The 14,036-nt window shown below is 34.5% G+C and carries 6 protein-coding genes; all 6 read right to left on the reverse strand.

Annotation, left to right across the window (positions count from 1 at the left end):
- Window positions 1–7: 7 nt before the first annotated feature.
- The 6 genes from ITJ86_RS04295 to ITJ86_RS04320 all read right to left on the reverse strand — a co-directional run bounded on the left by ITJ86_RS04295 (window position 8) and on the right by ITJ86_RS04320 (window position 14,016).
- A complete protein-coding gene (locus ITJ86_RS04295) occupies window positions 8–2,386 on the reverse strand; it encodes an alpha-L-rhamnosidase-related protein (RefSeq protein WP_195870376.1) in 2,379 nt (792 codons plus the stop codon).
- Between the two features lie 50 nt (window positions 2,387–2,436).
- Entirely contained in the window at window positions 2,437–3,858 is a 1,422-nt protein-coding gene (locus ITJ86_RS04300; RefSeq protein ID WP_195870377.1) for a sialate O-acetylesterase, read from the reverse strand.
- 100 nt (window positions 3,859–3,958) lie between these two features.
- A complete protein-coding gene (locus tag ITJ86_RS04305; protein ID WP_195870378.1) occupies window positions 3,959–4,810 on the reverse strand; it encodes a polysaccharide lyase in 852 nt (283 codons plus the stop codon).
- Between the two features lie 7 nt (window positions 4,811–4,817).
- The gene (locus tag ITJ86_RS04310; protein ID WP_195870379.1) at window positions 4,818–5,852 is read right to left on the reverse strand and encodes an alpha/beta hydrolase; all 1,035 of its coding nucleotides are present in this window, start codon (window positions 5,850–5,852) and stop codon (window positions 4,818–4,820) included.
- Window positions 5,853–5,871: 19 nt separating this feature from the next.
- Entirely contained in the window at window positions 5,872–12,048 is a 6,177-nt protein-coding gene (locus tag ITJ86_RS04315; RefSeq protein ID WP_195870380.1) for a choice-of-anchor Q domain-containing protein, read from the reverse strand.
- Window positions 12,049–12,375: 327 nt separating this feature from the next.
- The gene (locus ITJ86_RS04320) at window positions 12,376–14,016 is read right to left on the reverse strand and encodes a T9SS type A sorting domain-containing protein (RefSeq protein WP_195870381.1); all 1,641 of its coding nucleotides are present in this window, start codon (window positions 14,014–14,016) and stop codon (window positions 12,376–12,378) included.
- Between the last annotated feature and the right edge of the window lie 20 nt (window positions 14,017–14,036).

A 14,036-nucleotide genomic window follows, 5' to 3' on the forward strand; every position in this document is an offset into this window, starting at 1 on the left:
TAAATTTTTATAATGCTATGTTTTGTTTTCCCCCAACAAGCGAAACTGATTGTCCTTGCCATTTAAATTCACCTGTAAGATCTTCTGGCATTGAAATCTCTGCATTTATATTATTGTCATTTTTTGAATAGCGAATTGTGATCATACCTTGAGGATGCGGAAATTCGACATTAAGTGTTTTTAATTGTCCCAAATTTGGTTCTATTACAACCGACTTAAATGAGTGTTCTCCAGGATAAATTCCGGCAACAGTATGAAGAAAATCGAAGTTGGGACTCGAGCTCCACGCATGACATTCTGAACGCGGATTAATATCCGTTTCTCCATAGGTCGTCATGCCATCATCAATCATACCTCTCCAAGATCCTAATAAATCGAAATATAAATCTCCTAAACCTACCTTTTGAAGCGCTCTAAAGAGGTAAAATTTAAAATATATTGTAGCTTGAAAAAGCGTCTCGTCTTCAAGTACTTTTTTCATTATGTCAGATTGAACATCTTGTTTAAATGTATCGGTTAATATCCCTAAGATGTTCGTGTGCTGCGAGAATTCTTTTTTATCTGGTGTTTCGGCAATAAGTCCCTTTTTTGTATCAAAACAGTGTTCTAAAACGGACTTTTTAATACGTTTAGACAGTTTTTGATACGAATCGACTTCATGTTCTAAATTAAAATAACGGAATACGGCTTGCGCATGATCTAAGGTTTTTACAAACTGCAAGGCAATATTTGCTGAATAACCATCGTCTGCACCTTGCGGAATGCCACTTGGAAAATCAATTGTCCAATCGGTAAAATTCCACCATTTTAAATTGGTAAGCATACCTGTTTCATCAACACGAGAGGCAAACCAATCGATTACCGATTTAATTCCAGGTATGAATGGACGTAAAAATTCAGGATCATTTCTATACATGAAATAATCATAAATCATATCGACCCAAATCAATGAAAAAGGTGGTATAATTTGAATTATGTTTGATGGATATCGACTTTGGGTTAACCCTTCTGAAGTGCGCGAGTCGTCAAATTGTTGTATGGCTTTTCGCATTAACCGATCATCACCAGATACATAAATTGAGATGAGCGATGCAATTTTGGTGTCGCCTATATATTGTAAATTCTCATAATAAGAATCGTAATACATCTCGTCTGCAGAGTTTCGTAAGGTTCTCCAAGCCGCATCCCAAATCTTACTGAGTACTAGATCTCCTGTCTCCACTTTTGCTTTTTCTTCAAATGGATATCCTGTATAAACACCATAGTAATCTTCTAAAATTAAAGCCTCTTCTTTTGTGGTTATTTCTAGTTCTACAAAACGATACGTGCGTCGTGAAAGCGGTTTATAAAATCTATTTTTACCTCCATCGGGACAAATGATATCATAATACCCAAATATGGATTTGCCTTCAAACTCATTCCGATTCCCTTTTAAATCTACTAGATTTAAATTACCATCAGAAACTTTTTTATCTGGATTGACATCTTTTATTAATGCTTCAGCATAGGTTATTTTTAGTTCACTGTCCTTTCCATGGCTATAGGTTAATTCTGGATATCCTGTAGTGTGATATTTTTGATCGATTAGAATTTTTACTTTTGAATTTTCAGGGATTATAGTGGCTTTACCATTTAAAAACCCGTCGTTTTTTTCAATGCCATTCACCCGAATAATTTCAGGAAATCGTTCTACTTTTTCTTCCATAAAAGGAATGGTTCTCGGTACTAAATGCCAAGCTCCTCCATATAAAAAACCTCTACCAACCGCGAACTCCGTTGTTGTACTTTTAGGGTTTAGCCAATGGTTGTCATTAAACTGTAATTGGTTCCAACCCCAAGGATATTTTGAGTCATCAACATGGTCACGTGGTCCAGCTGCATAATAAGCATTCATCATCTCGCTCGTAATCTTAACTGGTGAAAACGCATGATTTTTAATCACTTTCCAATCGGCACTTCCAGTATTAATATCTAAGTTGAGGTTTCGGTCTGCTTGTAAAATAAAAGCCGTTTGGTAAGTCACTTGCGATACACTTCTGTACTCTCCAAAATTCACGACTTCAGCGGCAATAACATTTTTGCCAACGTTTAATTGATCGGCTATATTTAGTGTTTCATAACGTTGGTGTGCTGTATCTCCAATGGATGGTCCGTAACAAACCCGTTCTCCATTAACAAAAAGTCTATAACGGTTATCGGCAGATACAAAAATGATGAACTCACTTATTTTCTCTTTGAGAGTAAATACATGTCGAAAAAGAAAAATACCATAGTCTAGCGTTGATGCACTTGGGTGTGTAATCCATTGTGCTTTCCATGTATGTTTAAGCAAGTTAATATCTTTTCCGGACCCATTAACCGTTACTGTTGACTCTGGTCTACTCATATTTATATTAAAAATTATCTTTTATTAAAGTTCCTGACTGATGATTGTAATTAATCTATTTTCGTTCGAAAAGTTGATACAGGCAATCCATTATTTGAGGTTAAATTAGCTTCTGTATAGGGCTTCCAAGCGTATCTTATATACAATGGTTTTTTGTGTTTATTTGGTAAGCTAAACGTTATTGTTTTGCCTTCAATATGAGGTTCTAATTTTTCAAAATGAATGTTATCTGTACTTATTTCAAAACCAATTATAGCTTCTGATGATTTTGTTTTTAAACTACTAAACTCCCCATTAAAATGAATCGTATAAGTGTTGTTAGAATAGGTGATTTTATCAAACACAGGACTTTCATAATCCTTAACTGCTTTATAGGTGTCACCGAGTGCTAAGAATGCCAATCTGTCTCCAACAGGTTGTTTGTTTTTTGCATGTGTGTCTTGCCGATCTCCAACATCAGTTATAACGACCATTTTAGAATTAGGCACTTCATTTAATAATTCGCTTTGCGCAAATCTAAACTCTGGCCATGCATGTCTATCTTCTCTACTCGTTAATTGCGTAGAATAAAAAGGGAGATCGTCATTAAAATCTGAACGCCATAAAGCCACCATTTTTTTAAACATAGTTTTGTACAAAATAGGAGCTTCTGCATTGGACTCTCCTTGGTACCAAATAACACCTTTGATTGGTACGTTTTTTATTGGTAATATGCCATTCTCATAATTATAACTCGGCATCCAAGGGTGTTTCTGGTTGGGATTTTTACTTAATGATATTTGATGTTTTGCTACTGAAATCATCGCGTCCTTTTCTTCCGCTTTAGCTTTCCAGCGTTGTTTTACAAAACTGGCTATAGCAGAATCTTGTTCAATATCGTTTTTAGTCAACCAAGATTCAATGGGAGAACCCGGAACGGCATTGTGAATAATACCGATAGGAATATTCAATTCACTTTGTAGTTTTTCTGCAAAATAATACCCAACAGCAGAAAAATACAAAACCTCTTCAGGCGTTGCTTTTACCCAACCTTTAGTATTAAAATAGTGATTGTTTTGAATTTTTTTTAATTCTTCCAAGGTATGAACACCATCTTTACCCGTTGGGTAAGTGGGTTTCATATTGTAAATTCTTAAGTTAGGATTGTTAGCTTTTTTAGCAACACTATCTCCATTTAAAGTGCGTTTTAAATCAAGATGCATGTTTGACTGCCCTGAAGCCAACCAAACGTCACCGATTAAAATGTCTGTGAGTTGAATTGATTCATTTTTAGATTTAATATTTAATTGATATGGACCGCCTGCTTCTAATGGATTAAAATTAACGTTCCAGTGACCTTCACTATTAGCTATAGTATGAATTGTGGTGTCTTTTAAAGTTGCAACTACTTTGGTATCTGGCTTGGCTGTTCCCCAAACAGGGATGTTATGATGCCTTTGCAACACCATGTGACTAGAAAAAACAGGATCCACTTTCAAGTTGCTCTGCGCACTTAAAAAAATGGAGTAAAACGTTAGAAAAATGAAAAAAGAAACATTTTTAATTTTCATAAAATAGGGGAATATGTCTTACTTAAAATTCGGGTTTTAATTTTGTCACTTTTATCTTATCAAACAACGCAAAGGAATCGTTTTGTGGAGCCCAATCTTCTGTAGCGCCTCCGTGAAATGTTGAAAAGTAAAAAGAATCAATATCACCTTGATCCCATAAACGATAGCGGACTTCTGTATCATCAATTACTTTTACACCATCGATCCAAACCTGCATAATGCCGTTTGGTAAGTTGTTTTGATTTAATTTTATTCTTTGGGTTAAGCGGTACCATTTTCCGGTTTCAAAATATATTCCAGAATCGACAGAATCTCCATATTCTGAAGTCATATCCATATAATAAAAATAGACTATGGCTTCAACGCCAGCATTTCTATTGACCCACATGTATCGTGCGCTCCAGCCTTCACCATTGTCGGGATGATTTCCACCCGTATACGTAGAGCCACCACTGGTTAAACCTGGTAGTTTACCGCCTTCTTTAAAATCGAACCCTTCTTTGAAATATACATAATAGTCCAAATAATATTCATTTGAAGCCGGTAAGGTTTTTATAAATTGAACACCATTAGTTTCTGGTCCAACGGTGCCTTCAGGATAATCTACTTTTAAAACCTGTCCTTTTTCTCCTTCAGGATCATCAACAATATTGGCGTTATCACCAAGTAAAGACCAACGGATATCTCCACCTTCGCTTATTAAATTTTGTGTTGTATAGGTTCCTTGCGCTGCGGTTTCAAAATCTAATTCAAAAATTATATTTTCAGCAATAGGTGTTTGTGGGTCTTCATTACTATCCTCAACGCTTTCCTGAGCACAAGCATTCAGCATAATGCCATTAAAGAATACTATAAATAAGATTGTATTTTTCATAATTCTACTATTTGGTAATCCCTAAGTGTTTATAGATAAAGTTTTTTGTGTTTTTAACTGCTATTTTTGATTCTGGAATATCATAATGACCTTGCCAAACATGCCACATCCCTTCATAAATATCTAACTCTACATCTTTATTGTTTTCTTTTAGTTGTCGATACATTCTGAGGGAATTGCTTAAAAATATTTCTTTACTTCCCACTTGAATTAGAGTAGGGGGAAAGGCTTTTGAATAATCTCCATACACTGGTGAAACATACGGATTTTTCCATTCTTTTCTTGGTGCGTAAGCTTCAGCACAATTTTCTAAAAATCCTTTATAAATTAACGTAGGGTCTGTGTCTTTTAATGTATGATAGGAGTCTCCGATTTCATCTAAATCTAACCAAGCAGACCATAATACAACGGAACTTGGTAAATTTATTTTTAAATCTCGCATTTTTAAAATTGAAGCGACAGTAATTGTGCCTCCAGCGGAATCACCATATATGGCAATATGTTCTGCTTTATAAGTTTTTAATAATGCTTTATAAGCCGTAATGACTTCTTCTAATATTTGACTAAACTTGGCTTGTGGTGCTAAGGTATAATCAATGGCTATGATTCTTAAGTTGCTTGTTTCTGCTAACGGAACACTAGATAATAACGTGACATCGGCAGGATAGAAAACGAAACCTCCACCATGGATGTAAATAATGACTTTGTTAGATTCTTGATAATTCTTCGGCTTAATATCGATGGCTCTAATGCCATCTAGAAATATGGTTTCTACACTAGGTTGATATACTTCTAATAACTTAGCTAAAGGTTGTTCTGCTTCAATTTGAAACTCCCGTTGTCTCTCTTCCCACACCGAAATTGGAGCATCATGTTTTGGTAAATTTGCTCCAGCATTTCTACCTTCAATTGTCCAATTGCTTAACATCGTTTTAGCTTCTTCTGAAATTGTAGAAGGTATAGCTAATTCGTTTTCAGTCTTGTGGTTAATATTTCTCTCTTCTTGAGATGAAATTAAAGCGTTATTAGGGGTTTGTTTCATTTTTAAATATACTTCTTAATCAATTAACGATTAATTTTTGAGTAAATATTTTTGATGTATTTCTTAATTTTAGAATGTATACTCCAGAATTCAATTGTATATCGGCATGCATTGTATTAGATTGTGTTGGCTGCACATGCTGTTTAAATACTAAACGACCTGTTAATGAGTAAATTTCAAGAGTAGATTTCTGATTTAACATACGACTAGAAATAGTAACTTTACCTTCATTAATAGGGTTTGGGTAAACACTTACAGTTGAATTTTCTATTTCAAGTATTTCTTTTGTGTTATTGTTATAAGCTTTTCCTAGAGTTAAGGCTGTATCAAAATTTAAAACAGGTCTATAACTTGATGTTGTATGATCTTGAGATGCGATATCCCAATAGTTATAATTCCCTGATCCATTATAGTCTAAACTAAATCTGAAAAATATGAAGTCTCCTGTAACAGCTCCGTTATCTAATTGATTATTGATATAGTTAACAATATTTTGAGACGATGAACTTTGAAGATTCCCTTGTGGTGAATTTAAATCTAAAATATCATCTTCTATTGCCGTAGCTGTTAGGTCTGTATCGTAAACTCCTGCATAAAAATCGGTACTTAAAATAGTACTACTACTTCTATACGGCAACCCATAAAGATCGACTTTATGCGCTAGGTTTCCACCATTTTGTAATAGGTGAAAATTTAAGGTAGCAGAGGTAAGCCTTTCGTCTTGTGCTAACGTTGGAATCTGAAAAGGTATTATAGCGGATGTTTTATTGTTTGATCCTATTCTATGCGTATGATATCCTACCCATTGCATTCCTCCATTCTCATAAACCGTTTGGTCATCCATAACCGCCTCTACGATATAGTTATTTTGTTGAGGTAAAGCATTAACTTGGATATTTAAGATAGCGCTATCATTTAATTCCCCATCGTAAACTGTAACAGTTATGTTTGAAGTACCTTCATCTCCTGAAATAGGAGATAGTGTTATTGTTGCTGTTCTGTCTCCATTGTCAACAAAAGTAGCATAACTAGGTGCATTGTTGATTGCAAAAGTTAATGCATCAGCATCCGCATCTGTTGCAGATATATTTATGATTTTAACTTCATCAACATTTAGAGTTTGACTTACTAAAGTTGACAATACAGGTGCATTATTAGCCGTGGTTGAGTCATTATTAACTACAATATTTAAGGTTTCAGTATCAATTGTAGTACCATCGTTTACAGAAATAGAAATACTATTTGTTGAAGCATCTCCAATAGCTGGAGCAATAGTTAATGTAGCCGTATTATCGTTATTATCCATAAAGGTTACAAATGAAGGTAAATTGTTTGCTGTAAAACTTAATGTATCTCCATCGGTATCTGTAGCAGAAACAATTATATTTAAAGTGTCACCTTCAGTGATGGTTTGATTTCCAATTGGTACTAAAACAGGAGCGGTATTTGTTGGCGGTGTATACCCTGATGTATTAATAACAATTTCAGAATAATTATTCCACCCATTAACATCACTTCCTGAACCTACTATTCTAAAATATTTTGCTGAGACATCTACAAAATCAAAATGTTCCGCAGCTGTTGTAGTTCCGGTACTCGTATCTGAATGTACTTGAGTGAAATTACGTCCATCTGTTGAAACTTCAATTACAAAACTATAAGCTCTTTCATCACCTAAACCAAAGCTAATATCTACCGATTGAACCGTAACAATTTCGCAAAAGCTTTTTTGTATCCACTGATTACCCTCAGCAGCCCATTTTGTTTGGTTATCTCCATCAAAAGCATTTGATGGAGGGTTATATCCCCATTGGTCATCTTGATAAGTACTTGCCCAATTGGTATCGCATTCATAAATAAAAGTGGCAGAAGAATTAGAAGCTGTATTTCCAGCATAGTCTTCTACATTGTTGGCCGTAATTGTATAGGATGTATTCCCATTTAAAGCAGAACAGGTTAATGTTACCGTTTTATTATCTGCTGATAAAGAGGCTGAACTTATAGTTGCACCTCCGCTTAAAGTATAATTTCCTGGCAACTCTGAAGAAATGTTAGTCACACTTTCGCTAAAAACAATAACAAATTCATCATTAAAAAACGTATTATTTGCACTTACAATAACTGGCGAAGTTATATCTGCACTTGCTTGAAGTTCAAATGCGCCACAGTCCACTGCTGCACCAACAGATCTTGGGTCTCCGTTAATATCTAAAGTAGTAAGACTTGTATTTACACCAGCATCAATTGCGGAACTTCCGGCTTTTAGATTAAAGTCCCAATTATTAAAATCTTCATAAGTATTGATAGCGTCAATTGCAGATACTACAATATTATATTCTACTGTATTAGTTGTTTCATCATAAGTCCATGGTGTATATTTTGCGGCTATATTATTTCTTATAATATTCCCTGTACTTCCGTTACCTTGCTTATCATTTTTTATTTGTATCCAAGGAATGGCATCAGTTACAGGATTGTAGGACGTAGGGGTTTTAGAAACTGTGTTATTTTGAATTTTACAATTAATAGCTCCTGTAAGGGTAATGCCATGATAGTGATCGGAAACGACTAAATTATTTTCTACAATGACATTTTCGGTATGACCGTCGGTAATAATAATACCTTGCATGGAATACCCTATTAAATTATCATCAACCATCGCCTGAGTTATAGGGTCTGCAAAGTTGAATATTTTATTATTCCTAATAACGACATCGTCTATAATCCCTGCTGCAACATTATCCTTGTCGTACATCTGTATACCATCATCATGATTTATATTGTAATCTTCGATATAAGCATCTCTAATAATATTATTTTCGTAAATAGCGTGCGAACCTAATGCCCTAATAGCATCTGCGCCAAAATTATCAATTAAGTTATTTCTAATTTCAGCATAATCACCTTCTATTTGTAATGCAAAATACACATTTTTGATGGTGTTGTTATTAAAGATTATATTATCCCCACGAATAATAACAGCATCTTCAGAATTTGCATACCAATCGTTTTTAGACCAAGTTGAAGAATCATTTGCACTAGAGAACGTACAGTTTTCAATTTTTAAATAGGTGGCATCGTCTTTTGTTAAGAACATGTAATCTCTTACGAAATTACCGCCAGATCCATCAGTTGAAAATGTTAATCCATCAAATGCCCAATAAGATCCATTTTCAACTTGGACAGAGGCTAAAACTGGATGCTCTCCACTTAATGGCTTTATAGTTACATAATCTGAATGCGTACCTGTCATATAAGGGCTTCCGTGAGCCCCTGAGAGTAAGTAAATTACATCACCAGAATTAAACGTTTTTTGAGCAGTAAATACGTCTTGTAAGCTTTTCCATGGGCTAGCTAGTGTTCCAGGATTACTCATAGATCCATTAATTGGATCACAATAATAGGCTGTTCCGGTAACATTAGTTATTTCAGAAACACTAACAACAAAGTTCAATGTGGTAGTATCTATAGTGTCTGATGCTTGAACATCAATGTTGTAAGTCCCTGCATCACCTTCAGAAGGTGTAAATTCAAATAAAGCCGTACCATCACCATGATCTGTAAATGTTGCAAAATTTGGCAAGCTTGTAGATGTTATTGTTAAGGTATCATTATCGCTGTCGGTTACCGAAATATTTACATTAAGTATGTTATCTTCTTCGACAGTTTGGTTTGTTACATTAGCAATTATAGGAGCATTATTTAAGGGAGTCGTTCCCTCTGGGTTTATAGTTACTAGAATAATTTCTTCATTTGAATCTGTTCCATCGGTTACAGAAACGGTGATATTATAAGAATTAGCATCTCCTATTTGTGGAGATAAAGTTAATGAAGCAGTACCATCTCCATTATCAACAAACGTTGTAAAATTTGGTGCGTTTGTTATTGAGAAAGTTAAGGTGTCATTATCTAAATCAGTAGCAGAAATTGAGACTTCTAAGGTTTCAAGTTCGTTCATTGTTTTGCCTCCAATTGAAGCTAAAATAGGGGCATTATTTGCTGGTGGATTTACTGTGCCTGTATACTCGTAAGCTCCAGCATCTACATTGGTTCCCATAGATCTAGGATTGCCCTCTAAATCAGTTACAGCTAGGTCTGTATCAACACCTGCATCTATAGCAGGGCTCGTAGCTGATAAATGAAAATCATTAGTTACATAATCAACAAAATAATTACTATAGTTAGCATAATTACTACCATCTATGGTTATATTATGTTCTACTGTTGAGGTTGTGTCATACGTCCATGTTGTATATTTTGCTGAAATATTATTTCTAATGACATTATTAAAATTAGTCTGACCTGTTTTGGTTTGATCTGTTAACATGATCCACGGGACATGATCAGCATCAGAATATAGAGGTGATTGAACCACAGTATTATTCTGTACTTTACAATTACGCGCGCCGTATAATGATATACCATGATCTTGATTATTACTAACGATGTTATTCTCTACAATCCAACCATCAGCGTAACCATCGGTAATTATTATTCCTTGCATTAAATCTCCAATTAAGTTATTTGATTGAACAAAAGGAGTTACTGGATCTGCAAATAACATAAACACGTTGTTACGAAGTGTGACGTTTGAAATTTTCGGATCACTTTGTAAGTTATAAGCTTGAAAACCATCATCATGCTGAATAGCGTAATCGTTAATATAACAATCTCTAACAGTATTGTTTTCATATGTAGAATTACTACCTAAACCACGTATAGCGTCTCCAGCGAAATTATCAATTAAATTATTATGTACTTCTGTAAACTCACCTCTCACTTCTAAAGCGTGGTACGTATTTTTTATTACATTATTTTCTAGAAAAGCGTAGTCACTTCTTATTTGAATACCACTGGTCACATTATTGTACCAATCCGTTTTGGTCCAGGTTTCTATATTTTCTGCGGATGATATTGTTGAGTTTATGATTTTAGTATGATGCGAATTTACATCCGAAGAAAATAAAACTTGTTCTTTAGTTTTAGTATTGTTTGTACCATCAATCTTAATACCATCAAAAGCCCAATACGAGGAATTTACCAATTGAATTGACTTAATTATTGGAGCATTTCCGCTTAAAGCTTTTACCGTAACGTAGTCGTTAAAAGACATACTGTTAATATATGGATCTCCATGATCACCAGACATTAAGTAAATTATATCACCAGAATTAAGGGGCTTATTTGTATACACTACTGCAGCTAGCGTGCTCCATGGGTTTGCTTGTGAACCGTCATTGTTGATATTTCCGTTTATAGGGTCACAATAATAAACTCCAGCCACAGGTGTTTGGTATGTTGATACGACAATAGAAATAGTTTCAGTAACCATTTCAATACCATCACTAACAGTAATGGTTACTGAATATGTTGATGCGTCTCCAAGTTGTGGATTTAAAGACATGACAGCTGTACCGTCACCATTGTCGATTAAAGTTGCAAAACTTGGTAAGGTGCTAGACGTTATGGAAAGTGCATCACCATCCATATCACTTGCGCTAATGTTTACATTTAAAGTTGATTGTTCTTGAACATTTTGATTGCCAATAAAAGTAAGTGTGGGTGTTGTATTCGAGGTATTGGAAATAGCGATATCCAAAATAGGCCTATTACTAGTAGTTCCATTGTCTTGCGAAGCTAAATTCCATGTTTCTGAACTATTAGCGTCTGCACTAAAACGAATAAAAACAAAATCCCCTCCTACAGCACCAGCTGAGTATTGAGCATTTAAATATGAAACTAAATTTTGCTGAGTATTGGAGTCTAAATTTACCAATCCAGTGACATTATCTTCGAATATATTGTCTTGAATTAATGTTGCTGAAGTATCTAATACTCCCACAAAATAATCAGTATTTAAATCTACGGTAGATGTTGTTCTAAAGGGTAGACCGTACAAATCGATATTTGTATTACTTGGTTGGTTACTATATGAAATAACTTGAACTGCTAAATCTGCAGTTGTGATAGATTCTCCAGGTTGTAAAACAGGTAATTGAAATGGAATAATATAGGCTTGTGCATTATTATGGCCTAACCTTGCGGTTGTTTGACCAACCCATCCCCAAGAGGTGTTATCGTTTTTAATGGTAATATCGTCTGAATGCGCTGGAATAATTTGAGAATTTTGTGCCTCTGCAGATATAATTCCTATTAATATCATTATAAATGCATATTGAAATTTTATGATGTTCATAATAAACTATTTTTAGTTAGACAATCGATTGTATTATTGTGAAAATGTTTTTAAAAATTTGATAACACTTTGCTTGAGGCTACACTAAATTATCAATAGTAATATTTCTTAATCCCTTTTGTATTTTATGCCAATACTTCACTTAATTATAAGGTTAGATAAGTTTAATTAAGTCAATTTGTTTGCTCCATTTACTTTTTAATCCTTAAACGGTTATTTGAGAAGTTCCTATTTTAGAACATGGAAGTACTAGATTACTTAAATAATAATTATTAAATAGAAAACGAGGGCATATATTAATCCCTCGTTTTCAAAAATTGCTATTAATTACTGAATGATTAATTTTTGTGTTTTAGAACGCGTTCCATCTTGAAGTTTAACGATATACACACCTGATTTTAAATTTAATGTTGTGTTAAAAGAGTTTGCTGAATTTGCTTCAACTTTTTCAGAGTGGACTAACTGACCTGTTATTGAGAAAATAGTCAATTTGGAATCATTACTAAATCCGTTTGATGTAATTGTTAACTTACCATCAGTTACAGGGTTTGGATATAATTTTAAAGTTGATTTTTCTACACTATCTACAGATAATTCACCATCTATAGAAATTGATAACGTTGGCGCATTGGCAGTTGAACCATCGTCAACTCCAAAATAATGAGCACCAGTAGTTGCTGGGTCATCTACATTTAATCTTAAAAACACATAATCACCTTCAACTGCACCAGCATCATATTGCGCATTTAAATAGTCTACTAAAGCATTATCTCCATTAGCATTTGTTTCTTCAAAACGTGCAGTATCTAAAGATCCAGCATCTACATTTTTTGAAAAGTAATCATCCTGAATTGCTGTAACATCAGCTGTAGCATCTGGATACGCGCCATCATAATGGTCTGCAGGATAAATAGTGCTAGCCGCATTATAAGGAAGTCCATATAAATCGACATTAGAAGAGATCCATTCGCGACCATAATTGACATGTACTTTTAAATTCGCAGAAACTACCAACTGACCTGATGGACGCGCAGGTAATTTAAATGGAATAATACCACTTGTTGTAACTGGGCTTCCGTCTGCAGCACTTGCTCCTATTTTTAACGAATTTATTCCGCCTACATTATTTCCATTCAAATAAGGATTGTTAGCAGGCAAAGCAGTTATATCAGAAACAATACCATCAACGTGGAAAGCTTGATCTAATACCATCTCTGGCACTAAGTCATAATCTGTTGTTGGACTTGCCTCAGCATCTTCCACTTCTATAGTTAATGTTGGTGCGTTTGCAGTTGAACCATCATCAACTCCAAAATAATGAGCTCCAGTAGTCGCTGGGTCATCTACATTTAGTCTTAAAAACACATAATCGCCTGCAACAGCTCCAGCATCATATTGTGCATTTAAGTAGTCTACTAAAGCGGTATCTCCACCAGAATTTGTCTCTTCAAAACGTGCTGTATCTAAAGATCCAGGATCAACATTTTTTGAAAAGTAATCATCTTGAATTCCTGTAACATCAGGTGTAGCATCCGGGTAGGCATCATCAAAATGGTCTGCAGGATAAATAGTACTAGCCGCATTATAAGGAAGTCCATATAAATCGACATTGGAAGATATCCATTCGCGACCATAATTGACATGTACTTTTAAATTCGCATTAACTACTAATTTTCCTTCTGGGCGTACAGGCAGTTTAAAAGGTATGATGGCACTTGTTGTATTTGGGCTTCCGTCTGCAGCACTTGCTCCTATTTTTAACGAATTTATTCCGCCTACATTATTTCCATTTAAATAAGGGTTATTTGCAGGCATAGCAGTTATATCAGAAACAATACCATCGACATGATAGGATTGATCTGTAACAATTTCTGGTGTAACATCATAAGATGTTGTTTGGGCTTGTAATGCAAATGGTGTCACACCTAATGCAATTCCCAATAAAGAATTTAGTAGCGTTGTTTTCATATTTTATTGTTTTAAAGAAT

This window comes from Winogradskyella marina, assembly GCF_015645385.1.
In the GTDB taxonomy this organism is placed as follows: domain Bacteria; phylum Bacteroidota; class Bacteroidia; order Flavobacteriales; family Flavobacteriaceae; genus Winogradskyella; species Winogradskyella marina.

Excerpts from the sequence above, each read along its gene's own strand:
- ITJ86_RS04295 (WP_195870376.1), bottom strand. The coding sequence starts at position 2,386 with ATGAGTAGACCAGAGTCAACAGTAACGGTTAATGGGTCCGGAAAAGAT.
- ITJ86_RS04305 (WP_195870378.1), bottom strand. The coding sequence starts at position 4,810 with ATGAAAAATACAATCTTATTTATAGTATTCTTTAATGGCATTATGCTG.
- ITJ86_RS04310 (WP_195870379.1), bottom strand. The coding sequence starts at position 5,852 with ATGAAACAAACCCCTAATAACGCTTTAATTTCATCTCAAGAAGAGAGA.
- ITJ86_RS04315 (WP_195870380.1), bottom strand. The coding sequence starts at position 12,048 with ATGAACATCATAAAATTTCAATATGCATTTATAATGATATTAATAGGA.
- ITJ86_RS04320 (WP_195870381.1), bottom strand. The coding sequence starts at position 14,016 with ATGAAAACAACGCTACTAAATTCTTTATTGGGAATTGCATTAGGTGTG.